Source organism: Marinobacter salexigens, assembly GCF_018860765.1.
Lineage (GTDB): Bacteria > Pseudomonadota > Gammaproteobacteria > Pseudomonadales > Oleiphilaceae > Marinobacter > Marinobacter salexigens_A.
The window spans coordinates 1,014,683-1,038,246 of sequence record NZ_JAHKPV010000001.1; the positions used below are offsets into that span (position 1 = coordinate 1,014,683).

The 23,564-nt window shown below is 53.1% G+C and carries 20 protein-coding genes; 9 read left to right on the forward strand and 11 right to left on the reverse strand.

What is annotated here, in order from left to right:
• The first annotated feature begins 7 nt into the window (after window positions 1-7).
• The 5 genes from KO508_RS18945 to argA all read left to right on the forward strand — a co-directional run bounded on the left by KO508_RS18945 (window position 8) and on the right by argA (window position 7,522).
• On the forward strand, window positions 8-2,665 hold the full coding sequence (locus KO508_RS18945) for a phosphomannomutase/phosphoglucomutase (protein WP_216007119.1): 2,658 nt from the start codon (window positions 8-10) through the stop codon (window positions 2,663-2,665).
• A 52-nt stretch (window positions 2,666-2,717) separates the two neighbouring features.
• On the forward strand, window positions 2,718-3,614 hold the full coding sequence (gene argB / locus KO508_RS04605; RefSeq protein ID WP_216007120.1) for an acetylglutamate kinase: 897 nt from the start codon (window positions 2,718-2,720) through the stop codon (window positions 3,612-3,614).
• Window positions 3,615-3,638: 24 nt separating this feature from the next.
• Window positions 3,639-4,892 (forward strand): acetylornithine deacetylase, encoded by a 1,254-nt coding sequence (locus KO508_RS04610; protein ID WP_216007121.1) that lies wholly within the window; start codon window positions 3,639-3,641, stop codon window positions 4,890-4,892.
• A 27-nt stretch (window positions 4,893-4,919) separates the two neighbouring features.
• A complete protein-coding gene (gene argE, locus KO508_RS04615; protein WP_216007122.1) occupies window positions 4,920-6,113 on the forward strand; it encodes an acetylornithine deacetylase in 1,194 nt (397 codons plus the stop codon).
• A gap of 101 nt (window positions 6,114-6,214) precedes the next feature.
• Window positions 6,215-7,522 carry an amino-acid N-acetyltransferase gene (argA, locus tag KO508_RS04620; protein ID WP_216007336.1) on the forward strand — a complete coding sequence of 436 codons (1,308 nt, stop codon included), beginning with the start codon at window positions 6,215-6,217 and terminating at the stop codon, window positions 7,520-7,522.
• Here argA and KO508_RS04625 read toward each other — a convergent pair.
• Window positions 7,496-8,572, reverse strand: coding sequence for an aminopeptidase (locus KO508_RS04625; protein ID WP_216007123.1), 1,077 nt, complete (start codon window positions 8,570-8,572; stop codon window positions 7,496-7,498). The two genes, argA and KO508_RS04625, sit on opposite strands and share 27 nt — an antisense overlap.
• A 112-nt stretch (window positions 8,573-8,684) precedes the next feature.
• Between KO508_RS04625 and KO508_RS04630 the strand changes: the two genes are divergently transcribed.
• Window positions 8,685-12,464: a DUF1631 family protein gene (locus tag KO508_RS04630; protein ID WP_216007124.1), complete on the forward strand. Its 3,780-nt coding sequence runs from the start codon at window positions 8,685-8,687 to the stop codon at window positions 12,462-12,464.
• A gap of 39 nt (window positions 12,465-12,503) precedes the next feature.
• Window positions 12,504-13,370 carry a phosphoribulokinase gene (locus KO508_RS04635; protein WP_216007125.1) on the forward strand — a complete coding sequence of 289 codons (867 nt, stop codon included), beginning with the start codon at window positions 12,504-12,506 and terminating at the stop codon, window positions 13,368-13,370.
• Between the two features lie 30 nt (window positions 13,371-13,400).
• Here the strand turns inward: KO508_RS04635 and speD are convergent, their stop codons facing one another.
• Together speD and KO508_RS04645 are read right to left on the reverse strand one after the other, a co-directional pair.
• Window positions 13,401-14,195 carry an adenosylmethionine decarboxylase gene (speD, locus tag KO508_RS04640; RefSeq protein WP_216007126.1) on the reverse strand — a complete coding sequence of 265 codons (795 nt, stop codon included), beginning with the start codon at window positions 14,193-14,195 and terminating at the stop codon, window positions 13,401-13,403.
• A 170-nt stretch (window positions 14,196-14,365) separates the two neighbouring features.
• Window positions 14,366-14,788: an OsmC family protein gene (locus KO508_RS04645; RefSeq protein WP_216007127.1), complete on the reverse strand. Its 423-nt coding sequence runs from the start codon at window positions 14,786-14,788 to the stop codon at window positions 14,366-14,368.
• 267 nt (window positions 14,789-15,055) lie between these two features.
• Between KO508_RS04645 and crp the strand changes: the two genes are divergently transcribed.
• Window positions 15,056-15,697, forward strand: a complete 642-nt coding sequence (crp, locus tag KO508_RS04650; protein WP_200362219.1) for a cAMP-activated global transcriptional regulator CRP — start codon at window positions 15,056-15,058, stop codon at window positions 15,695-15,697.
• Here the strand turns inward: crp and KO508_RS04655 are convergent.
• The 8 genes from KO508_RS04655 to KO508_RS04690 form a co-directional block, all read right to left on the reverse strand.
• Complete coding sequence (locus KO508_RS04655) at window positions 15,682-16,566, reverse strand: alpha/beta fold hydrolase (RefSeq protein WP_216007128.1); 885 nt, start codon at window positions 16,564-16,566, stop codon at window positions 15,682-15,684. The genes crp and KO508_RS04655 overlap by 16 nt on opposite strands.
• Window positions 16,567-16,670: 104 nt before the next feature.
• Entirely contained in the window at window positions 16,671-17,750 is a 1,080-nt protein-coding gene (gene modC, locus KO508_RS04660) for a molybdenum ABC transporter ATP-binding protein (protein ID WP_216007129.1), read from the reverse strand.
• On the reverse strand, window positions 17,750-18,427 hold the full coding sequence (modB, locus tag KO508_RS04665) for a molybdate ABC transporter permease subunit (protein WP_216007130.1): 678 nt from the start codon (window positions 18,425-18,427) through the stop codon (window positions 17,750-17,752). Before modB ends, modC begins: the two co-directional genes overlap by 1 nt.
• Before the next feature lie 20 nt (window positions 18,428-18,447).
• A complete protein-coding gene (modA, locus tag KO508_RS04670; RefSeq protein WP_216007131.1) occupies window positions 18,448-19,227 on the reverse strand; it encodes a molybdate ABC transporter substrate-binding protein in 780 nt (259 codons plus the stop codon).
• A gap of 87 nt (window positions 19,228-19,314) precedes the next feature.
• On the reverse strand, window positions 19,315-19,671 hold the full coding sequence (locus KO508_RS04675) for a winged helix-turn-helix domain-containing protein (protein WP_216007132.1): 357 nt from the start codon (window positions 19,669-19,671) through the stop codon (window positions 19,315-19,317).
• Entirely contained in the window at window positions 19,664-20,581 is a 918-nt protein-coding gene (locus KO508_RS04680; RefSeq protein ID WP_216007133.1) for an alpha/beta hydrolase, read from the reverse strand. Before KO508_RS04680 ends, KO508_RS04675 begins: the two co-directional genes overlap by 8 nt.
• Complete coding sequence (locus KO508_RS04685) at window positions 20,544-21,521, reverse strand: sterol desaturase family protein (RefSeq protein ID WP_216007134.1); 978 nt, start codon at window positions 21,519-21,521, stop codon at window positions 20,544-20,546. The genes KO508_RS04680 and KO508_RS04685 overlap by 38 nt, the downstream gene beginning before the upstream one ends.
• Before the next feature lie 102 nt (window positions 21,522-21,623).
• Window positions 21,624-22,364 carry a glutathione S-transferase family protein gene (locus KO508_RS04690; protein ID WP_216007135.1) on the reverse strand — a complete coding sequence of 247 codons (741 nt, stop codon included), beginning with the start codon at window positions 22,362-22,364 and terminating at the stop codon, window positions 21,624-21,626.
• A gap of 175 nt (window positions 22,365-22,539) precedes the next feature.
• On the opposite strand from KO508_RS04690, the gene KO508_RS04695 reads away from it, so the two are divergent.
• Window positions 22,540-23,502: an META domain-containing protein gene (locus tag KO508_RS04695; RefSeq protein WP_252737804.1), complete on the forward strand. Its 963-nt coding sequence runs from the start codon at window positions 22,540-22,542 to the stop codon at window positions 23,500-23,502.
• The last annotated feature ends 62 nt before the right edge of the window (window positions 23,503-23,564 follow it).

Here is a 23,564-nt window from a genome sequence, read left to right on the forward strand (position 1 = left end):
ATGAACTATGAAGCTGGGTAAGAAGAAGTCGTCTGAAGCAACTGCTGATGAGCAACCGGCTACCAAAGCAGAAAAAAAACCGAAAGCCCGGGCTACTGCAGGCTCTAAGCTGAAACACCTTGGCTCGACGGCTATAAAGCAGTCGTTGGTTGTTTTTGCGGCGGGACTGGTTGCTGTGGTTCTAATACATTTTCTGGTGTTGCAGCCAGCTGGCGACAAGCGTTTTAACGCTTGGAAAAGTGTAGAAGCCGACGCTGCCGCTCAGCGCATAGGCCAATACCTGACATTGATGCAGCAGAGCGTCAATGGTTTGGCAACCCAACCTCACGTGGTGGGCGCGCTAATTGGAGGTGGGAATTCCGGGGCCGTTCAGCAGAGGCTAGCCACCGCTTTGCCGGGCGTGCAGGCGGTGTTCCTGTTCCCCTATCGCCAAGTTCCGCGGACCGGCAGCGATCTGCTTGGCTTCGCCGGGCTAGAGTTGGCCCGACGGGCTGAAAATAGCCAGCCCTTGCACCCGGATGCCTTCCCCCGTGAAAACCGCTGGTATGTGCAAATGGCAGCGCCAGTGCGCAATCCGTCCAGCAAGGCTATTGTAGGTAGCCTTCTGGTGGTTTTTGATGCCTCTGTGCTGCAGCCACTGCTTTCCGTGGTTAATACGCAGCTAGGGGGTGAGCTGGCGTTGATACAAACCGTTTCCGGCGCCCCCCGTACGTTTGTCAGTAGCGGCACAAGTACAGGCGTAGCCGCAAGCGCTGCGGAGACCAGAGTCCTCGCTAACCCCGATTGGAGCATTACCTATAAGCCGGGTGCTTTGCCAGCGCCACCGGTTAACATTCTACTACTCGCACTGCTAGTTGGGGTGCCTGTACTCATAGCCGCCATAGTGGTTTGGGTGTTGTTGGTTAGTGCTCAAAAGAGCCTGCGTCACGAAGTAACCAGCCTCGTTCAGTGGGCCCACAAAGTATTTAGTGGTGAACGACAAAAACTGCCCAATTTCCAGTGGGGTATAGTGGGATCCACCTCGGAGGTGCTTTACAGGTTGTCGCAAGTTGTGGATAAACGTCTGGCGAAGTCTTCCGAGAAGACCAAACCAATGCCTGCTGCTCCTGCAAAGGGTGCAAGAGTGGTTGAAACAGACGATGCCGAACCGCTGTTTCAAGATAAAGAGCTGCCAGACATTGATATGCTCGATGGTGATGAAGATGTCTTAGGCTTTGGCAGCAGTAGTGACGAAAGCTCATTTTTTAGCGACGAAGATATACTGGGAGTTGAAGAGTCCAGCGAGCCCGCTATTGAAATATCGCCCAATATATTCCGGGCTTACGATATCCGTGGCATCGTTGGGGAGACGCTTTCGGCAGCCATTGTCGAGAGAATTGGCGCCGCTATAGGCTCAGAAGCTATAAGCCGCGGTCTGGCATCGCTATGCATAGGTTACGATGGTCGACACTCAAGTCCTGAGCTGGCGGATGCGCTCGCCAGAGGGGTTATGGCATCGGGCTGTAACGTTATCCATGTGGGTGCGGTACCGACACCTGTGTTGTATTTCGCAACCCATCATCTTGAGAACGGCTCGGGTGTGATGGTAACGGGCAGTCACAACCCGGCAAACTACAACGGCCTCAAAATCATGTTGGGGGGCGAAACCCTCTCCGGCGACGCAATCATGTCTCTGTTCCAACGCATAAAGTCGGGTAATCTCGCCGCTGGCCGGGGCACTCAATCGTCTGAGGATGTGCGTCGGGCGTATCTTGATCGCATCGTGGGTGATATTGCCGTTGCTGCACCACTCAAAGTGGTTGTCGATGCAGGTAATGGTATTGCAGGCGAGCTGGGCCCCATGCTGATTGAAGAGCTTGGTTGCGAAGTGGTCCCGCTGTACTGTGAAGTTGATGGAGATTTCCCAAATCATCACCCGGATCCCGGCAAGCCAGCCAACCTTGCAGACTTGATTGAAAGAGTCAAAGCGGAAGGTGCAGATCTTGGTGTGGCCTTTGATGGCGATGGTGACCGCCTGGGTCTGGTGACCAATACTGGCAAGATTATCTGGCCGGACCGTTTGTTGATGCTGTTTGCCCGTGATGTGGTTTCACGGAACCCCGGCGCGGATGTGCTGTACGATGTGAAATGCAGCCGTCGGCTTGCCGGCGTGATTTCGGAATCTGGCGGGCGTCCCATTATGTGGAAGACCGGCCATTCACTGATGAAGGCCAAAATGAAAGAAACCGGTGCCCTGTTGGCCGGTGAGATGAGTGGCCATATTTTCTTTGCAGAGCGCTGGTACGGCTTTGATGACGGACTATACGCTGCCGCCAGACTTCTTGAGATACTGGGTATTGAGGACCGTCACAGTGAAGAAGTGTTTGAAGACTTCCCTGAGGACATCAGTACACCGGAGCTCAATGTAGAGGTCACCGAAAGCAGCAAGTTCTCGATTATGGAGAAGCTGGGCCAAGAGGGAGAATTTGGCGACGGCAATATCAGCACCATAGACGGCATTCGAGTGGATTATGCAGACGGCTGGGGATTATGTCGGGCTTCTAATACTACGCCAGTTTTAGTGCTTCGCTTCGAAGCCGAAACAGAAGAAGCTCTGTCGCGGATAAAAAACATTTTCCGGAGCCAGCTACAAAAGGTAGCACCGGACCTTATGGCTGAGTTCTGATGCTTAACCCCTAAGGCTTTTTATTTTGATTTTGATCTATTAAGGCAACAAAATGACGCTGGATCGTGAAACGGCAATGCAGGTGGCCACCGTACTTAGCCGAGGCTTACCTTATATTCAAAGGTTTACCGGCAAGACAGTGGTTATCAAGTACGGCGGCAACGCAATGGAAAACGAAGAGCTTAAAAGCAGCTTCGCCCGTGATGTTGTGCTTATGAAACTGGTGGGCATCAATCCGATTGTTGTTCATGGCGGTGGTCCGCAAATTGGTGAACTCCTGCAGCGTTTGAATATTCAGTCCCGCTTTGTGAATGGCATGCGTGTGACCGATGCAGCAACCATGGATGTAGTGGAAATGGTATTGGGTGGTCAGGTGAACAAGGAAATCGTGTCCTTGATCAACGCCCAAGGTGGCACTGCCATCGGCCTCACTGGAAAAGATGCCAACCTCATTCGCGCTCGCAAGCTCGAAGTGGTAGATCGCTCACCAGAGTTGGAACGCGCTGAGATTATAGATATCGGGCGTGTGGGCGAGGTTTCCAGTATTAATGTGGATGTGATTGATATGCTCACCCGGAGCAATGTAATTCCGGTCATTGCGCCTATTGGCGTTGGGCCGGATGGCGCCTCTTACAATATCAATGCGGATCTCGTGGCAGGCAAGGTTGCAGAAGCCATGAAGGCTGAAAAGCTAATGCTTCTGACCAATGTGTCTGGACTCAAGAGCAAGGAAGACAAAGTGCTCACCGGGTTAACAGCGCAGCAGGTGAACGACCTAATCGAGGACGGCACCATCCACGGCGGCATGCTGCCGAAAATTCGGTGTGCGTTAAGTGCGGTGGAGAACGGCGTGCGCACCTCCCATATTATTGATGGCCGAGTGGCACATGCATGCTTGTTGGAAATCTTTACCGATGAGGGTGTGGGTACACTTATTTCCCGCAACTGACGGCGCCGCTTAAGGAATTTTTGGATGAAACGCCTGTTCACAACTCTGGTACTGGCTGCTCTGATTGGATTTGTCGCATTCAAGGCCGGAGTTTGGTGGCTGGCGGATCAACGTATGGCGGAAGCGCGTCAGGCGCTCAGCGAGACCGGTGTTTTAGAGCGTGGTAAAATTGGCTCGGGCATCGAAGGCCGTCTGGTTTTATCCGGAGCCGCTTGGCAAGGTTTTGAGCTTACCCAGCCGCTGGTCATTGGCCGCGCGGAATTCGACGCCGGCTCCCCTGTTACTTTGCTCGAAGCACTTGTTAATCCAGCTAACTTGCCAGCCAATTGGTCGTTGCAAGCTGAAGGATTGGAATTGGTGCTTGAGGCAACCATGTTCCGCAACTGGGTAACGGCAGGAGGCGTAGAGGGTCGCGAACACGCAGCCTTGTTCGCACTTCCTTGTGCGCCAGATCCGCGCCAGCAGCTGGGTAGTGGCGACCTTTTGCGCATGGGCATCACCCGCTTGACCGGCGAGTTGGTTCTGAGCCAGACACCCGAACAGCTTCATCTTGAACTAAATTCGGCCAATACCGGCAGTCTGGAGATTAACTGGCCGGGCGCCCGTATCAGTTTAGTGTCTCCTGAAACGACTTTAACGAGTTCGACCCAACCCCTAGAAGTTACTCTACGAGACGGCGGGCTTATGCGCCGGGTTGCAGCTTATTGCGCCAGAGAGGCGGGGCTAGAGGCATCGCAATGGGCGGGACGAGCGCTGGCAACATTTGAAGGTGGATTGAAAGCTCGAGGCTGGCGCCCCAGCAGTCAATTATTGGCGCTCTACCGGCAGTGGTTGCTTGAGGGCGGAGAAATAACAGCCTCTGTGCAATCGGGCTCTGAAACCCTCGGAGTACCCGTACGCGCAATGGGTGAAAGTGCGGACGGCGCTTTGGCCTGGGCAGTGGAATACAATGGTGCCATGGTACCGGATGTGTTTCTGCAAAAAGCGGAACCCGCTGTACAGGAACCACCCAAAGCGGCGTTAGAGCCAGTTGTCCCAAGCGAAAACTCAAATGTTGCTAGCTGGCACCCGGAAAACCTTGAGACGGCAACTGCATGGGTTGGCCGTGTGGTTCGGGTGACGCTTTCGAACGGTAATTTGGTGAAAGGCCGCTTGGCGAGTGCTGACGAACAGGAACTGGAAGTTGCCCGTGAAATGGCGGGTGGTGAGGTGGGCTACCCCATTGCTATTCGAGCAATTACAGCATTTGAAGTCTGGCGGCGCGGCCAGACACAGTAACGCTCTGGCCCGGAACGAGGAGACATAATGCCGCAGTTTGGCAATGATGATGGTCGTAAGGTAATCAACAGAGCTGAAACAGTCCCCGATGTGCGGGAAATGCTAACTACGCTTATCTCGCTGCCATCTATCAGCAGCGCATCCGCTGAATGGGATCACAGCAACGAGCCAGTAGTGCGAACACTTGGCGAGTGGCTGGAGGCACTGGGTTTCTCTGTAGAATTGCTGGCGGTGCCAGAAATGCCTGGCAAGTATAACCTCATTGCAACGCTGGGCAGTGGCTCCGGCGGGTTGGTGCTTGCTGGCCATACGGATACGGTTCCTTTTGATGACAAACGCTGGCAGAGCGACCCATTTACCCTAACCGAACGCGACAACCGCTGGTACGGTTTGGGCACCTGCGACATGAAAGGCTTTTTCCCTCTAGCCATCGAAGCCGCCCGAGAGTTCGCTGCTGCTGACCTAAAGGAGCCGCTGATCATTCTCGCCACCGCTGATGAAGAAACCTCCATGAATGGCGCCAGAGCGCTTGCGGAAGCGGGCAAGCCGAAAGCCCGGTACGCAGTTATCGGTGAACCTACGAGCCTTCGGCCCGTGCGCATGCACAAAGGGATCATGATGGAGCGACTTATCTTTGAGGGGCAGTCCGGCCACTCCTCGGACCCGAGTTTAGGCCGCAACGCCCTTGAAGGCATGCACGAAGCCCTCGGTGAACTTCTGACCCTGCGCGCTGATTGGCAGGCACAGTACACCAACCCGAATTTCGATGTGCAAGTGCCAACACTTAACCTTGGTTGCATCCACGGTGGCGATAACCCCAACCGCATTTGCGCTCGGTGCGAGCTGCACTTTGACTTGCGTCCGTTGCCCGGAATGAGCATGGAAAATCTGCGTCAGGATATTCTACATCGGCTTCAGCCATTGGCGGAGCGTCGTGAATTGGCGATGGAGTTTGAGCCGCTGTTTGATGGTGTGCCTCCATTTGAGACGCCAGCCGATGCGGCGCTGGTGAAGGCCTGTGAACAACTTACTGGTCACACTGCGCATGCCGTTGCCTTTGCGACTGAAGCTCCCTGGCTGCAAAAACTTGGTATGGAAACTCTGGTTCTTGGCCCGGGTTCAATTGACCAAGCTCACCAGCCAGATGAGTTTATAGAACTCTCGCAACTGGAACCTACGGTGAAAATACTAAAGAGTCTAATCAGACAGTTCTGTCTTTGAGCAACTTGGCGCTCCACGGTTTTGGAGTGGGTGCCTGACAGCGCTCTCCGAGTATGCGGGCGCACGAAAAAAACATGGAAAATACGATTGGGGAACACCATTTGAAAACCAACGGCTGGCTGCATTCATTCCGCCACTCATCGCCTTATATCAACGCACACCGTGGCCGTACGGTGGTGTTGACCCTGCCCGGTGATGCGTTTGAGCATGAAAACTTTATCAACATCGTTCACGACATCGCCTTGTTGAGCAGTCTGGGCGTGCGACTGGTTGTTGCCTTTGGTTCACGCCCGCAAATTCAGAAGCGTCTGGACGAGGCTGGCCTAGAATCGTCGTTTTCCCGCAATTTGCGCATCACTCCTGAAAACCATTTACCACTGGCTATGGAGGCAACGGGCGGTTTGCGAGCATACCTTGAAAGCCAGCTGTCTATGGGGCTTGTGAATTCCCCTATGCACAATGCGCGCATTCGGGTTAGCAGTGGCAATTATGTAACCGCGAAACCAGTCGGTGTGCTGGATGGCGTCGATTTCGGCTACACGGGCAAAGTGCGCCGTGTAGACGTAGCTGGCATTGAAAAGTTACTGGAGCAGGGCCATATCGTTTTGCTGCCGCCTATGGGTTATTCGCCCACTGGAGACGCTTTTAATTTGTCCTACGAAGATGTGGGCAGTCAGGTTGCCGCCGCACTGCAGGCAGAAAAACTAATGGTGTTTATTGATGACCAAGGCTTGCTGGAGCAGGATGGCTCTTTGATTCGCGAGCTTTCAGCTAGGCAAGCTCCCGAGCGGCTGAGCGACGGCACGGTAACCGGGCATGACGCTGACTTGTTGCGAGCCGCCTGCGATGCCTGTGTAAAGGGTGTCCGGCGGGCGCACTTTATCAGCTACGTGAACGATGGCGCTTTGCTCGAGGAACTGTTTACCCGCGATGGTACAGGGACTCTGGTCAGCGGGGATCACTATGAACAGATCCGTCAGGCTAGGGCGGAAGATATCGGCGGTATTTTGGGGCTGATCGAGCCACTGGAAGAGCAGGGTATTCTCGTACGGCGGTCGCGGGAAATGCTGGAAACCGATATTGAACATTTTGTTGTTGCCGAGCGTGACGGCACCATCGTGGGCTGCGCTGCCTTGCACAATTATCCGGATGAAGGTGCGGGTGAGCTCTCCTGCTTCGCAGTGGATTCCGCCTATCGCCGTGCAGGTCGTGGCGATGATATTTTGCTGATGGTGGAAAAGCACGCCCGCAGCCAAGGCATCCACAAGCTGTTTGTGCTAACCACACAAACCGAACACTGGTTTCGTGAGCGCGGCTTCCAGCCCAGTACTGTTCAGTCGTTGCCCGGGCCTAAGCTTGCGGCCTACAACACGCAGCGTAACTCAAAAGTTTTTTTCAAACCGCTCTGATAGTGCGTCCAGCGTTGGCTGTCGATTTTCTTCCGGTTGTTCGGAGAGAGATTCAACGGCACGATAGAAAGCCGGAAAATCGTAACCGGTCTCTTTCAGTAGTTGTCGAAAGGCAGGTACGTGCTGGTTGTATTGGGTGAAAAGAGCCACGCGGGCGTTGTTGAAGTTGACAGGAGGATGGCCGAATGGGCCAGTTTTGTTTTCGGTCTCGCTGGCTAGCAAGCGTTCATAGTTTGTGTTGAGTTCGTCAAATAGGTGCTGCTTGCGCTTGCGCAAGCTTTCCTCAGAAAGCACATCTTGTTGCTGGAAGAGGCGCTTCAGTTTGGCATTTGTATTTGCCACCAGAGCGTGGGTGCGATTGCGGAGTTCAAGCCGTATTAACGCCCTCTTAAAGGCTGCTGGGTCGCCTTTTTGCGTTAGCCACAGCTTTAAACCTTCGAGCTCGACTGCGGTGGCAAAACTCTCGTTGAAGGCAGTGTCGCCTTTGATGTACACCACCCGATGGGCCAGTTCGTGGAACATTAGAGCCACCATGCGATCATTGGCAAGATTGGTAAAGCTGGAGTGCAATGGGTCGTCAAACCAGCCCAGCGTTGAGTAAGCAGTAACGCCACCAAGGAAGGTGTCGTAACCTTCAGCACGAAATTTCGCTTCTTCTTTTCGAGCATCTTCAAGGTGAAAATACCCGCGGTATGCCTGACACCCCAGAATTGGGTAGCACCACTGGTGCGGTTGCAGCGAGAATTCGGGTACGGCAACAAGGTTAACCACAACCCAGGGCTGCTCTAGAACTACGTAGTCCGTGAAGGCATCCCCGGGCGAGAGCCCCAAGAACTCGTCTGCAAACCGCAGGGCCTGTCGGGATAGAATCAGCTTGTCACGGAGCTCTGGAGAGGTGTCTTCGCTGTTGATAAAGCTGTCTACCGGTTTACCGGCTATCGTCAAAGCCAAGTGGCCGCGAATGGCCTGTGAATAGTAGCTGAAAGTCGTACAGCCACTCAGTAGTGTCACCAGTAGTAAAACCGTATAGATCTGACTAAGCTGTTTCATAGGTACGATGTTATAGCTTTGCGGATAGTGTGTCTGCGATGGGTCTCTATAGTACACTTATGGTTTGAGTTATAAGCTTAATACTCCGGTTTTGCGCAACATCAGGTAATCCATGGATCCGAGAGAACGTCGAAGCAGCCCCCGCAAACCTATCAAGCTTGCTGCCCAGATTGACCTGGGCACAGGTGAATCTTGGCCGTGCCAAGTGGCGGATTTCTGCCCGGAGGGCTTGTTTGTCCGCTACTCGGGCGAAACCTCCCGCAAGCTTGATCGAGCTTTTGCCACCGCTAACCCCTCCGAGTTAATCGTGCGTTTCCGGGATCTGGATGGAAAGCGTCGGCATGAGCTTCACGTTAGTGTTGTTCGGCGCATCGACGGCGCCATGGGTGTGAATTTTACCCGCAACAATCCCGAAGCTGTTGCATCTATGCTGCAACAGTGCGGAGGTTCCGGCGGTCAAGCGCCGGCCTCCTTACGCGCCCCGAGTGAGCGGGTTCAGTTTGTCCTCCATCAGTCGGCGCGAGCCGTTGTTCAGCATATTGAACCACTTATGGACGCCTGTTTCGTGCAAATGGCCGATGCTCTGAAGACGGCTGCACAGAAAGCCACGAACGATCAGCAGGCAAACGAGCTAATGGACTTTTCGGGTCAGGTTCAGGCGCGGCAGCGGGTCATTTGGCACCAAATCGCCCGCAGTCTCGAATCGCCGCTCAAACCAGCCCCCAAAGGTTTCCCCGGATCAGAACTCTCTGTCGTCGACAAAGGCGAGTTTGAAGACTGGCTGACTATTCGGGTAATGGTTACCAAGGCTGATACCCACTACCGTAAAGATCTCCTGCAGCTTAAGCTGCGCCTAGACAAGTTGGGCATTGCCAATGCCACCGGGCATCATAACCCTCTTGGGCCATCATTAGTGGCTGAATCTTTCCATGCAGGTCTGAGCCAACTGAAAGCTTCCAGAGATGTTGAGAAGATTTGCCTGAAGGTGTTTGAAAAGTCCGTTCTGCAGCACCTTGGGCCGCTTTATAACGAGCTCAATAACATTCTGATCCGCCACGGAGTACTGCCAGATCTTGACCTCAGCAAGTACCTGAGTGAGCAAGCTGTCGGCAGTAATCCAAGCAAACCAGAACCGAAAATAAGCAAACAAACGCCGCTCTCTGAAGAGGTTAAACGAGCGAATCAGCAGAGCGCGGAACGGGTTGACACTAACGCGACTCCGCCGCCACCTATTGGCACTGGCGCAGGAAAAAATCGCTCCGGAAGCGAGTTTCGAGGCTATGCTCAGGCTGCCCAAACAGCTTTTGCTACCGTGCGCAGCCTACTTGGGACACTTGCGGCCAACCGCGCAACACGAGGTAAAGCTGAGCCCGCTCCTTTTCCCGCCAATGCACGGTCCATGTCGCCCGGTGAGCTGCAGCGCGAGCTTCAGCAACTGCAAACAGAACCAGCTAGTTCCAAGAGCAATGTTATTCCGCTGCGAGAGCGTGTTGTAGAGAAAGTTCGAGAGGCAGACGGAAAAAAACTCGATGAAGAGCAACAGGGTACGCTGGATGTTGTAGATCGGTTTTTCAACTCTGTGACTGAGAGCCCGAAGCTCAGTGAGTACGCTCAGGAGCGGATGCGCCAGCTTGAAGTGCCGGTTTTGAAAGTGGTGATGCGCGACCCTGCTTTTTTTGACGATAAGAATAGCCCCGTTCGGGGAGTTATGAATCGGTTGGCCCAATTGGGCGTTAAAGGCGGTCGTTTGAACCCGGTGGTGCAGCGCAAAGTGGATGAACTTATCCAGCGTATCACCACCGACTTTGAGCAGGATACCGGCGTTTTTGAGCGCACGGTTCATGAACTCGATGGCCTCATTGATCGCCAGAATCTGGTGTATCGTCGTAATGTCGAGCGCGTAACCGCTGCTGCTGAAGGCGCCCAGAAGGTTGCCGAGTCCAAAACCGCCGTGGCGGAGGTGCTGAACCGGAGGCTGGAGGGGCGAAAAGTCCCGAAAGCTATTATTAGCTTGCTGGAGGGCGGCTGGAAGGATTTGTTGTCGTTAACTTGGATTCGTCAGGGGCCGGATAGCCAGATTTGGCAAGACTACCTTGCCGTGGTTGACTCCTTGCTGGCGTTTGCAGAAGACCGAGACATTGCCGTGAATCTACCGGAATTGCTCCGGGTGATTCAGGATGGTTTGGCGTCTATTTCCAGCAACCACATGCCTTCGTCCCAGATACGGGACGAACTGAAACGATTTTTGGTGCGCAGCCCCGATAGTCCACCAGAAATGGTGGAAGTTCCTAAAGTTCAACCCGTTGAGGATCTAAAAAAGTCGCTGTCTGAGCGTGAACAGCGCAGTTTGCAGCGTTGGATCAATCGCGCCCAAAGGTTGCGCACCGGCGATTGGTTGCGGGATCAAGCAAAACCTGACGAGCCCCAGTACATTAGGTTGGTTTGGGTAGCGCGCGGGTTTACCCGGTTTGTTTTCGTGAACCATCAGGGCATGCGGGTTGTGGAAGTTGAACTTGACGCTTTGGCCCGCCAGATGCGCAAGGGCATAATCGTGCCGGACAGCCAGTACGAGAGGCCTCTGGTGGATGAGAGTATCGACCGCATGGTGCGCAAGGTTTATGACCAGTTGTCCTGGGCATCCACCCATGACGAACTGACAGGCCTTCTGAGTCGTCGTGAGTTTGAGCGCATGCTTGACCAGCAGTTGGCCCGGCGTGAGGACGAGCGGTCGTTGCTTAGGTTGGATCTGCGCAAGTTCCGTTTGTTGAATGACACTGCTGGCTACCAAGCAGGTGACGACGCACTCAAACGTGTGGCCGATCTATTGCGCAACCACGTAGGGGACGGTATGCCTCTTGCGCGGCTGGCGGGTAACGAGTTTGGTATGTTGGTGCCGTCTGAGAACGCAATAGGCGCGGCTCAGGATCTGATTGCTGCCGTAGAGGATGCCGAGTTCGTTTATGGAGGGCGTCACTATCAACTATCTGCGTGTGTTGGCGTGGTGCCGGAGTTGCCGGGCTTAATCAGCGCTGAACTCTGGTTAAGGGCGTCTGAACAGGCATTAAGTCATGCCCGAGCGAAAGGTCTCGGCAAGCTGGCGGAGTACACCCTGAACCCCGGAGATCAGGCTCGTCAAGAGCAGATAGCGGCCAAGGTTGCCAGTCTCGGTGATCTGGACGAGGAGCGCATGTTGTTGCGCTGCCAGAAGATTATCCCGCTGCACGGCCGGACGAAAATGGCAGCTCAATATGAAGTGTTGATCAGCATGTACGATGATGCCGGAACACTCATTACCGGTCGCGACTTTGTTCGTATGGCGGAGCGTTATGATCGCATGCAGGCCGTTGATCACTGGGTGGTTGGGCACATGCTGGACTGGTTGAGGGTGCAGGCGCCAGACCCGCGTCATCTGGGCGGAGTGTGTATCAACCTCTCGGGTTACTCCTTGAATGATCAATCGTTGCTGGAATACATTTACGAAAAACTCAGTGAAAAAGATGCGCCCATCGAGCGCCTTTGGTTTGAAGTAACCGAAGCTTCGGCCATTAATGATGTACAGGCAGTGGCTGACTTTATTATCGAGATGAAAGAGCTTGGCTGTCGGTTCTGCCTCGGGAACTTTGGTAGTGGCCCCAGTTCGTTTGAATTCATGCGCTCGCTGCCGGTGGATTTGATCAAGATCGACAGCGCATTCACTGGCCAACTTAATACCAGCGAAACCGACCGCGCCATGGTGCAGTCGATGGTCGATATGGCGCATTATATGGACAGGGAGGTTATCGCTAGTCAGGTTGAATCACGCGCGGTTCTGGATACACTAAGGCAACTTGGAGTGGATTATGCACAAGGTTTTGTAATTGAGAAGCCCCGCTCGCTCGATAGTCTTACCTGACGTTTCTCGTTTCTTTTCAACCTCTGGCGCACCTCAGCTATGTCAAAACGACACCCTATAATTGCGGTCACCGGCTCGTCTGGCGCTGGCACAAGCACCACAGGACAGATTTTTCGGCGCATGTTTGCAAACGAAGGGCTCTCGGCTGCCATGGTGAGTGGTGATAGTTTTCACCGGTATAACCGTGAGCAAATGGCACGTCTGGCAGCCAAGGGCCAGTTTGGTGAGCGTAACCACTTCGCGCTTGCCGCCAACCACATAGATAAACTGGAAGCGTTATTTTACGACTATGGCCATACGGGGAATGGCCGGTATCGCCAGTATGTTCATGACGAAGATCGTGAACTACAGGCTGAGGGCCACAAGCCGGGCACATTCACTGCCTGGGGCTCTTTGCAGCCCGACACAGACATACTGTTTTATGAAGGGCTACATGGGGCGGTTGTGAGTGAGGCGTACAACATTGCCCAGTATGTTGACTTGCTCATTGGTGTAGTGCCCATCGTTAATCTGGAGTGGATTCAGAAAATACATCGAGACACCCACCAGCGTGGTTACAGTCAGGAAGCCGTGGTCGCCACCATCATCAATCGAATGGACGATTACGTTCACGATATAGTGCCGCAGTTTTCGCACACCCATATTAATTTCCAGCGCATACCGCTTGTAGACACGTCCAACCCCTTTGTTGTTCGGGACGTACCTACTGAAGATGAGAGCATGTTGGTGATTCGGTTTCGGGATGCCTCAGACGTGGATTTTGCTTACTTGCTGCAAGCAATACAGAACAGCACACTTTCCCGCCATGACACTCTGGTTATTCCGGGCACAAAAATGGCGCTGGCCATGGATCTGATAGTGAGACCTATGGTGCAGCGCCTGATTGCCCAGAAATCGTTTGCCTGAGCCTTGTAGGCTCCCTTTACCGGGTAATCCTTACTCCATGTTGCGGGAGTAGAATATCTCCAGCTTTTCGCGCTTTAGGCGCTCTTCAATAGATTGAGCAATTTCAGGGTCCAGATCTTCGGCATTTTCACCAAAAACGTGGTTGTCGAGATTGAACTCTTTCACCATCATCTTGGTATGAAAAAGGTTTTCTTGATAAACGTTCACATCGATCATCTGATAGGCGTTTTGCGTATCTTCGGTCAGATAGTTCTGAATCGAGTTGATATCGTGGTCAATGTAATGCTTGGTGCCGTCGATATCGCGGGTAAAGCCGCGCACACGGTAGTCAACGGTAACCACGTCAGAGTCAAAGCTGTGAATCAGGTAGTTCAACACTTTCAAAGGCGAGATCAAGCCGCAGGTGGACACGTCAATGTCTGCCCGGAAGGTGCTGATACCCTCGTGAGGATGGCTTTCGGGATAGGTGTGCACGGTCACATGACTCTTGTCCAAGTGAGCCACGATGGTATCGGGTAGTGGGCCGGGGGATTCTTCGTTGTCTGGCTCTTCGCCACTGGTTAGCTCATGCTCGGCGATGAGCATGGTAACCGACGCCCCGTGGGGTTCGTAATCTTGCCGAGCGATATTGAGAACATTGGCGCCGATGATTTTGACGACATCAGTCAAGATCTGGGTAAGACGCTCTGCGTTATACATCTCATCGATGTAATCAATATATCCTTCACGCTGTTCTTCAGTCTGCGCATAACAGATGTCGTAAATATTGAAGCTCAGAGATTTGGTCAGGTTGTTGAAACCGTGCAACTGGAGTTTTGGTTCCATGCTCAGCCCCTCCGATTTATGGAGATGAATGACAGCAGAGCAGCAGTTGTGCGCTCTGCGGAGGCCGCCACCGATGACTGACCAGGTTGTTCACCTTTTGCGCAGACCGGCGGAGAAAGGGCGATATTATGCACACAGCGGGGGGCGTTGAATAGTCGTTGGGGTGCAGGTTATTCCGCACTGTGAATTTCATGGCTGTGGGTGATTTCTACACCGGCTTTTTCAAGCATGATTGAAGCCGAGCAGTATTTTTCGGCAGATAGGCTTACTGCGCGTTTTACCTGATTTTCCTTGAGGTCGCGGCCGGTCACTACAAAGTGCAGGTGGATCTTGGTAAACACCGATGGCACGGCATCCGCTCGCTCCGCTTCGAGTTCTGCGTGGCAAGCGGTAACGTCCTGACGGCTCTTTTTCAGAATACTCATTACATCAAATGACGAGCAGCCTCCAAGGCCCATGAGCAGCATTTCCATCGGGCGGGGGCCAAGGTTCTCGCCACCATGATCGGGTGGGCCGTCCAGTTGCACAGAGTGCCCAGTGCCACTGGTGGCCCTGAAGCTGGCATTGCCTGTCCAGTCGACGCTTGCTTTCATAAAGGGTGCTCTCCTGTTGCTCAGTGGCAGGCATAAGGCTGCCCGGAAATAACGTAAAGGAGCAGAATGCTAGCACAACCGGTGTGATCTGGCAGTTGGTGCTACATGCTCGAGATGCATCCCGCATACGGTTAGCGGTTGCTCGACGAAGGTCTTCTTGCTATAAGTTGTTCTGTTTTGTAGCAAAAGTAAGCGAACCCGCAGGGACAGCCGGGTGAACAACAAGCATCGGATCCCGCCAGTATTTTAGGAGGCACCACTCGCACTATGGCCACTATCGTCAATCCAGTTGAGCAGAAAACCAAGCATCTCGACTATTTTCTATCGCAGTGTCACCGCCGCCGGTATCCGGCCAAGAGCACTATTATTTATGCCGGTGACAAAAGTGACTCCCTCTTTTACATCGTTAAGGGGTCCGTGACGGTTATCATCGAAGACGACGATGGCCGTGAGATGATCATGGCTTACCTCAATGCTGGAGACTTTTTCGGCGAGATGGGTCTGTTCGACAACATGGACTCCCGCAGTGCCTGGGTAAAGGCGAAAACCGAATGTGAAGTGGCTGAGATCAGCTACCCAAAATTCCGGGAAATTGCCCAGCAGGATCTCGGAGTTCTCTACTTTATTGGCGAGCAAATGGCCTCACGGCTGCGCCAGACCACCCGCAAAGTTGGTGATTTGGCATTTCTGGACGTTACTGGCCGGGTTGCCCGCACCTTGCTGGACTTGTGCAAAGAGCCAGACGCCATGACACATCCGGATGGCATGCAGATTAAGATCACCAGACAGGAAATTGGCCGTATCGTCGGCTGCTCCCGAGAGATGGTTGGCCGGGTGCTAAAGACGTTGGAAGATCAAGGGCTTGTGATGGTAAAAGGCAAAACAATGGTGGTTTACGGAACCCGCTGAGGGTAAGTAAAGTTGCGAACCGCACTGGCAATGACCTCTGGCTCTGTAAGAGGGGCCCAGTGCGGGGCATTTATCTGCACTCGTGTTAGTTTTTCTACCCATTGGTCTAAACCGCAGAATATATCTTCACCTACGTAGTTATCATACTTAGGAATTATTAGTTGTACGGGACAGGTTGCGAATCTTGGTTGAGGCCGTAGCAGGCGAGGTAAAACATTCGCCCGATACAACCGCACACCAAAGCGCCCGTCATCTTTTTGTAACTTGCTGGAACAGGCATCGACAATACCCTCGCGCTTCTTCAGAAAAGCGGGCCATTGCTTGTAAAGGCCCATGTTCCAAATAGCTTCTGGTATGGCTGGTACTTGAAACAAAAATACGTACCAGGATTTAACTAATTGTTTGGTAACTCGGGCGAATCCGTGGCGTGTAAAGCTTGACGCCTGCGCTGTTAACCAGCTCGCCATATGGTCGAGACAAGGACCAGAAATAGACGTAAAGGAAAGAATCCTCTCCTGCAATGGGCCTGCACCAACCGACTCCCAACTCTGAATGGAGCCCCAGTCGTGGGCGAGTATATGAAACTTGCGATCTGGCAATAACTGACCGACGACAGCTTCAAGATCTTTTGCCAATAGTGATAGCCGGTAGTCTCGCGTATGCAGAGGTTTATCAGAAAGACCGGCACCTCGGACATCGTAGCGTATGAGAAAGTACTCTTGTTCCAGAGCGTCGACTACTTTGTCCCAAACGCTGTGGTTGTCTGGGTACCCGTGAACTAACACCAGAGGAATGCCGTCTGGATTTCCTTGGGTTACAGCATGTAGGCAAATTTTTCCGCTGGTAACGCGGTGAGTGTTGAGCGTCATGAGGGGGGGCCGTGATCAAGTCATTGAGTGGTTCCTGCTAGGCAGCATACTTGTCAGCGGCAGAACGAGCTTTGTTCAAAAGGGCCATAAGCCGGTCTAGTTGATCAGTCAACAATAGCGACCGACTTAACCTGCATCCACACCTGCTGGCCGGGAGCGATGTCGAGACTGTGCACCGCTCTGCTGGTCAGGCGAGACAGGAACGGTGTTGGCCCCGCTAGCAATCGCACCATAGAGGTTCCCGGGCTCACCTCTAAGGCTATTTCGTTAATGGTGGCAGGCAGGGTGTTTTGGATGCTCTGATCAGCCTGTTCGCTGAGGGCCAGGCTGATATCCTTTGCCAGTACCTGTACGCGGACTCGTTGACCGATTGCCAGATTCTCATCGGCACGAAGCCACAGATGTCCTCCTGCAAAATCTGCCCGGCACAGATGCCACCGTTTATCACGTTCCGAGAGGGTAGCGTCAAGAATGACTCCGGCATCGTCCTCCAGCCCAAAAGGCTGATCTGTGCGTGCCATAATCTGTTGCAGTGGCCCTTGAGCAATTACCTGCCCTTTATCCATCATCACAATATGGTCCGCCAGCCGTGCAACCTCCGCGGTAGAGTGGGACACATAGAGCATGGGGATGGCGAGGTTATCCCGCAGGGCCTCCAGATACGGCATAATCTCCCGTTTGCTGCTTTGGTCCAGAGCAGACAAAGGCTCGTCCATCAGCAGGAGCTTGGGGCTTGTGAGCAGAGCTCGGGCAATCGCGACACGCTGACGCTCTCCACCAGAGAGCTTTTCCGGCATGCGGTTAATCAAGTGACTGAGCCCCAGCCATTCAATCGCTTGGTCGAAGGTTATTTGGCGTTCGCTTTGAGGAATGCGCCGGTATCCGTACATCAAGTTGCGTTTTACTGAAAGGTGAGGGAATAGGCTGGTTTCCTGAAACACGTAGGCAAGCGGCCGCTGGTGAACGGGGCGGCTTCCGGACTCGCTCTGCCACTCGTCACCTTTAACGCGCATGATGCCGCGCGCCTGTTGTAAGCCCGCCATACAGCGCAGCAGCGTTGTTTTACCGCAACCGGAATGTCCGAACAAAGCGGTGAGCCCGCTACCGGGTAGGTCTAAATCGACATCCAGTGAAAATGTTCCAACTTTGCAGGCGAATCGCGCTTTTATTCCGGTTGCCGCCATTATTTCACCAGTCCAGATTGCAGCCGCCCGTTGAGGGAATAAAGGGTTACCAGCACCACAAAGGAGAACACAACCATACCTGCCGCTAGCCAGTGAGCCTGAGCGTATTCCAAAGATTCCACATGATCGTAGATAGCGACCGAGAGTACCTTGGTTTCGCCGGGTATGTTGCCACCAATCATTAGCACTACACCAAACTCACCGATGGTATGGGCAAAAGTAAGCACGCCTGCGGTAAGAAATCCTGGTCGAGCCAGTGGGAGCACTATGGAAAAAAAGCGATCCCGGGGTGAGGCCCGAAGCGTGGATGCGACCTCAAGAAACTGCTCGTTGATGGAAGCGAAGGCGTTTTGCAGGGGTTGCACGGTGAACGGCAGGGAATAGATGACCGACGCAATGACCAAGCCTTCGAAAGTGAAGGGCAATAGGCCCAACCCCAGTTGCTCTGTGAACTGGCCGACCATACCTTTAGGGCCCATCAGAACTAAGAGATAAAACCCCAGAACGGTAGGCGGCAATACCAAAGGTAGAGCGACAATAGCGGCAATAGGCTGGCGCACCCAATGAGTGCTGCGGGCCAACCACCAGGCAACGGGCGTACCCACCACCAGAAGCAAAACTGTAGTTAAACCTGCAAGCTTCAGTGTGAGCCACACGGGCTCCCAGTATATGTCCATGGTGTCGGCCGGGTTATATCTCAGTTTTGGGTTTCATAGCCGAACTCTTCAATAATGTTTTTAGCTGTATCGCTGCGCAAAAATTCTATCCATTGATGCGCAGCCCGATTGCTTTCGCTACGAGTCAGAAGAATAGCTTGTTGATTAATGGGGGAATAGTAGCTTTGTGGAATCATCCAGAGTGAGCCGTCTTGACTGTCCCAAGCTCGTACTTGTGAGAGTGCCACAAAACCAGACTGGGCATTGGTGGTTGCGACAAATTGAAAGGTTTGAGCAATGGAGTCCCCGCGTACCAAGCGGTCTTGCAAAGGCTCCCAAAGGTCCAGCTTGGTAAGCACTTCTTGAGCAGCCAGACCGTAAGGGGCTGTTTTGGGGTTCGCAATGGCGAGCCGGGCGAAGTCGCCGGACTTAAGCCAGATTTTTGGGTCTTCAAACGTGTCGGGTGTGGGGCTCCAAAGTGCCAACTTACCGCGGGCGTATGTGAACCGGGTGCTGGCTACACCTTGGCCATTCTCTTCAAGTAGCTCTGGCCGACGGGTGTCTGCGGCCAAAAACACGTCGAATGGTGCGCCATTATCTATTTGTGCGTAGAGCTTTCCGGTAGAGCCATAGCTTGCGACGGCTTCTAAGCCGGTGGCTTCGTGAAATGCCACAATCAAGTTGCGAGTTGTGTCGGTGAAGTTGGCGGCTACTGCAATGCGAACATCGGCGGCGTAGGCCTTGCTGCCGAATGCTAGTGACAAGCAGAGCGCTAGGTAAAGCGCTATCACTTGGCGATAGCGTCGCTTGAGTATAAACATGGCCACTCTCCTTATATCCGTATGTATATAGCGGTACGGATAGTATAGTTGCTTGCCGTTGGAAACAAGGGTTGTTGTTTTGCTGTTTTAGGTGTTTTTGCTAAGCAAGCTTGCTAACTCTGTGAGTTCGGGACGCTCTGACACGGCGTTTTCGTACTGCCGATAGAGTGCGAGCACTTTTAGTCCCTCATCTGAAAGCTCAGCACCACCGCCCTGATTACCACCTGTGGCAGTGAGCACCAAAGGGTTTTCAAAGCAGGTGTTCATAGTATCTACCAATAACCAGGCTCTTCTGTAGCTCATCTTCATAGCTCTGGCGGCAGCAGAAATTGAACGGTGTTGCTGGATTAACTCAAGCAACTGAGCTTTGCCGGGGCCCAGAGCGATGGTATCGCCAGCCTTCAGTCTCAATCTGGGGGTGAGGCAGGTGTTGCTGTCAGGCATTAGGCTGATTTCCATGGGAAAGCAGAGAGAGTACGTGTTCCCGAACTTCCTCTATGTTGGTTTCATTAAGCATTTCATGCCGACCGCCCTCGAACAGCCGAAGACTGGTTTCTTTTACTCCGGCTTGGCGAATGTCCTCTAAGTGGCGGGAAACCCCTTTGCCCATTTCGCCCACGGGGTCATCGGAACCGGAGAAGAGGTGAACCGGAAGGTCCTTTCTCCAAGTTGATGGCCTAATACTAAGCATCCCTTGAATAAAATCTTTCCATAGACCTATCGAGCATTCGAATCCGCATAGGGGGTCTGCAATGTATAGGTCTACCTGTGCCGTATCGCGACTCAACCAATCGCAATCCGTGCGGTTGGGCCGAAACATGCGATTAAACTTCCCGAAAGACATTTTAGCAATGGTTGGGCTTCGGTGATGTTTGCCGTGAATTCTGCGAATTGCGCCTATTAAGATGCCGGAAACCCATAGTTCAGTTTTAGGGATGCGGTTGGTTGCGCTGAGTATCAGCCTATCCAGAGATTCGGGATGCTGCTGCGCGCAGCTTTGAGCGATGAACGACCCCATGCTGTGCCCGAGCAAGGTCAGTGGAATAGAGGGGAAGCGTTCCCGGGTATCAAGCAGTACCCGGTTTAGGTCGTCGACTACCTTGCTCCAGCCATCCGCATCACTGTAGTGGCCAAGCTGGTCGGGTTCACAGTCAGGGCCGTGGCCTCGATGATTCAGTGTAACAACGGCAATATCCCGTTCGGCCAGCCAGCGGGCGAAATTTGTATAGCGCCCAGCGTGTTCTGCCATGCCGTGGGCGATAACCAAAACGGAGTAAGGTTTATGCGGGGAAAAAACGGTACCCGATATGATGTGATTATTCTGACCGTTCAGGCTCAGGGGTTGTTCTTGCATGGCGTGTTCCGGAAGCTATTGGAGTCGGACGTTCCCACTCTGGCGGTTTCCAGAGGTGGTTCATTCGAGAGGCTAGTCTACCCGGGCGGGCCATGTCGCGGAACAGATCCACGTATTCATGTGTCCACAGCACGAACAGGTTGTTTGATGGCGCCGGGCGGGTAATACCGTACTCCACGGGTATTTCGGCATCTTCAGCTGTAAAGGTTCCGAATAGGCGGTCCCATATGATGAGGGTGCCTCCGTAATTTCGGTCAATGTATTCCGGGTTGCGGCCGTGATGAACACGGTGATGGCTTGGGGTATTGAATATGTGTTCGGCCCATTCTGGAAGTTGCCCAACCAGAGTGGTGTGAACGAAAAATTGATAGACAAGAGACAATGCGTAGGCGATACCAATCCAAACTGGGTTGAAACCCAACAACGCCAAGGGTAGGTAAAAGGCCCAGCCGCCGTTAAAAATGTTGGTAGCGTTCTGACGCATAGCTGTAGAAAAGTTCATTCGCTCTGAGGAATGATGGACAACGTGGGCGGCCCAAAACCAGCGTATGCGATGGCTGGCTCGGTGCATCCAGTAGAAACAGAAATCAACGCCCAGGAAGGTAAGAATGCCGGTGAACCAGTTCAGTTCAAGCTCAAGCAAGCGGTATCTGTAGCACAGCGCATAAACCGGAAAGGCAATAATGCCAGCAAATAATAGCTCGGTGGCCTGATAACCCGCCCCCAGAGTGAAGTTGCGAATAGCTTCGCGGGTGTCCATTAGCTTCAGATTGTGCCTTATTTTTACGTACTCAAAGGCCGCTACTGCTATGAAAACCGGTGTTGCAATAACAAATATAAGTTGCCGCTCATCCAGTGCCAGCCAAGGGGAAACGGCTTGCCAAAGTGGCAGTAAGCCACTTTCCTCAAGTACGGTGAGCATCATTTCGGTAAGAGACACCGGCTATCCCCTCTCTTTTGGATTCCTCAGCATTCTGGCATGAACCTGCGGAATCGGGAGAGTCGTATCGCGTCACTGAGAGTAGCGATTTACGCCAAGGAGCTATCTATTATCACCGTACACTTTGGCGAGCACCTGCAGTTGAGGTTGCCATTCCGTCAGCCAACTCTGAATATCCCTCGGAATTCGCGCAGGTTTTGGCCAGGGTACCGGGTAGGCTTCTGGTTGAAACAAAGGCGCAAAGAGCGCTGCGGCTGTGAGGTCTGCACGGGAGAAGGCGTCACCCGCTAGAAACGGCTGTTTGCTGTAGGTTTCTACAAGCTCTGTTAACAGGCCTTCCATAACCTTTCGGGATTCTTCCGCTGTTTTCTCGTTGATTTTCATCCAATTCCGCATCACTTCGTTTACCCGGCTAAAGGCTAAACTGAGCAGGATACGATTGTAAAAGGGTGTGCCCGCGGTCAGTAGTGGCACCACTATTTTCGGACGCTGCAGGAAGTGGTGGTAGGAGTAACATCGCACAGCCGGACCAGCCTCGTCATCCAAACGTTTCTCCCATGCTAGAGCCTGTGCTTTTGCAGGCTCATCAAGCGGGGTGAGGGGGTTGTCGGGAAAAGTTTTATCAAGGTAGTCGAGAATGTCCGATGAACCTTGAACAACTTCACCGTCATGCTCCAGTACGGGTACAGATGCGCCCGCACCTTTGGTGAGCTTTTTGATGGTTTTTATATGCTGTCCCGGCAACAGGTTTGTGGTTTCGTAGTTGAGATTTTTGTAATCCAGTGCCCAGCGTATTTTCTCGCAGTAGTGGGAAATGGCGAATTGGTAAAGTCTGAGAGCCATGGGGTGTCTCCTAAATGATGGGCACTAGCATAGCCTTGCGCCTGAAGGATAAAAAGCGTTAGGGCCACATAAGTTGCGTGTTTGTAACGGTTTTGCAGGCACCACGATTGGTTTTTACTCAGGCTTGTCTTTAATATGCCTGTAATCTTTTACGTTACAAACATAGGTTGTATCCATGTATTTACAGCGGGTTTTGATGACAGCTGCAGTGGCGGCTACTGGGCTTTTTCTAACAGCATGTGCCACGGGGCCAGAGTCGAGAGATGTCACGAACAGTTATCAGTGCGGTCAGCTAGACGTTCATGTCACTTCCTTGGGCAATGGTGACCACTTAGAGGTGGATTACAAGGGCGAGCGTTTGCAGCTAGAGCGTAAAGTCAGCGCTTCTGGTGCACGTTACGAAGCGCCTGATGACGAGAAAACCCAGTTTTGGAGCAAGGGTGAGTGGGCAATGTTCTCAGTAAAAGGGCAGGCGTATCCCGACTGTCTGCAGGCTGGTGCTCTGGAAACACCATTTGAAGCTACCGGTAATGAGCCATTCTGGGACATGCGCTTAATGCATCAACAGATGGAGCTGAATCGTCTCGATGATACCGGTGAGCCTAAAAAGGTTACGCTTGAAACAACCGTTTCCAATCAAAACGGCCGTGAATTCCGTGGCAAGCTAGACGGCCAGCCGTTATCCCTCAAGGTGGACCGGCAGTTGTGTGAAGACACTATGTCTGGAGCGCAGTTCCCGGCTCAGGTTCGCCTTGAGCTGAATGGTGAGGTGCTCGAAGGCTGCGGTGGTGACCCTGAACGTTTATTCCGTGGGGTCGAGTGGGTGGTTGAAGACTTGGCCGGTGCAGGCATTATTGATAGCTCCCGCATGACCGTTGAGTTTTTTGATGAGAACCGTCTTGCGGGCCGGGCTTCCTGTAATCGCTACGGCGGCCAGTATGAGCTTACTGCAGAGGGAATGACTTTTGACTATATGTTCTCAACAAAAATGGCCTGTGCTCCGGCCCTGATGAATCAGGAAGGCCGTTTTCTGGAACTCATGTCGAACGTAAAGCGTGCGGAGATCGGCCCCAACGGAAAGCTGGTGCTAACAACCTCTGCGAACGAAGAAATTACCGCTTATAAGGCAACTTATTAACCGATAAAATCAGGAAGTGTTCGCCTTTGGGTCGGTTGTTTTCCGGCTTGAGGGCCGAAGTT

What these genes read in the sequence shown, in the direction of transcription:
- modC (WP_216007129.1), bottom strand. Translation starts at nt 17,750, where the DNA reads ATGGCGGCAACCGGAATAAAAGCGCGATTCGCCTGCAAAGTTGGAACA.
- KO508_RS04690 (WP_216007135.1), bottom strand. Translation starts at nt 22,364, where the DNA reads ATGGCTCTCAGACTTTACCAATTCGCCATTTCCCACTACTGCGAGAAA.
- modA (WP_216007131.1), bottom strand. Translation starts at nt 19,227, where the DNA reads ATGTTTATACTCAAGCGACGCTATCGCCAAGTGATAGCGCTTTACCTA.
- KO508_RS04675 (WP_216007132.1), bottom strand. Translation starts at nt 19,671, where the DNA reads ATGCCTGACAGCAACACCTGCCTCACCCCCAGATTGAGACTGAAGGCT.
- KO508_RS04655 (WP_216007128.1), bottom strand. Translation starts at nt 16,566, where the DNA reads ATGACGCTCAACACTCACCGCGTTACCAGCGGAAAAATTTGCCTACAT.
- KO508_RS04645 (WP_216007127.1), bottom strand. Translation starts at nt 14,788, where the DNA reads ATGAAAGCAAGCGTCGACTGGACAGGCAATGCCAGCTTCAGGGCCACC.
- KO508_RS04630 (WP_216007124.1), top strand. Translation starts at nt 8,685, where the DNA reads ATGGATCCGAGAGAACGTCGAAGCAGCCCCCGCAAACCTATCAAGCTT.
- KO508_RS04625 (WP_216007123.1), bottom strand. Translation starts at nt 8,572, where the DNA reads ATGAAACAGCTTAGTCAGATCTATACGGTTTTACTACTGGTGACACTA.
- KO508_RS04695 (WP_252737804.1), top strand. Translation starts at nt 22,540, where the DNA reads ATGTATTTACAGCGGGTTTTGATGACAGCTGCAGTGGCGGCTACTGGG.
- modB (WP_216007130.1), bottom strand. Translation starts at nt 18,427, where the DNA reads ATGGACATATACTGGGAGCCCGTGTGGCTCACACTGAAGCTTGCAGGT.
- KO508_RS04635 (WP_216007125.1), top strand. Translation starts at nt 12,504, where the DNA reads ATGTCAAAACGACACCCTATAATTGCGGTCACCGGCTCGTCTGGCGCT.
- KO508_RS04680 (WP_216007133.1), bottom strand. Translation starts at nt 20,581, where the DNA reads ATGCAAGAACAACCCCTGAGCCTGAACGGTCAGAATAATCACATCATA.
- KO508_RS04610 (WP_216007121.1), top strand. Translation starts at nt 3,639, where the DNA reads ATGAAACGCCTGTTCACAACTCTGGTACTGGCTGCTCTGATTGGATTT.
- speD (WP_216007126.1), bottom strand. Translation starts at nt 14,195, where the DNA reads ATGGAACCAAAACTCCAGTTGCACGGTTTCAACAACCTGACCAAATCT.
- argE (WP_216007122.1), top strand. Translation starts at nt 4,920, where the DNA reads ATGCCGCAGTTTGGCAATGATGATGGTCGTAAGGTAATCAACAGAGCT.
- argB (WP_216007120.1), top strand. Translation starts at nt 2,718, where the DNA reads ATGACGCTGGATCGTGAAACGGCAATGCAGGTGGCCACCGTACTTAGC.
- KO508_RS18945 (WP_216007119.1), top strand. Translation starts at nt 8, where the DNA reads ATGAAGCTGGGTAAGAAGAAGTCGTCTGAAGCAACTGCTGATGAGCAA.
- crp (WP_200362219.1), top strand. Translation starts at nt 15,056, where the DNA reads ATGGCCACTATCGTCAATCCAGTTGAGCAGAAAACCAAGCATCTCGAC.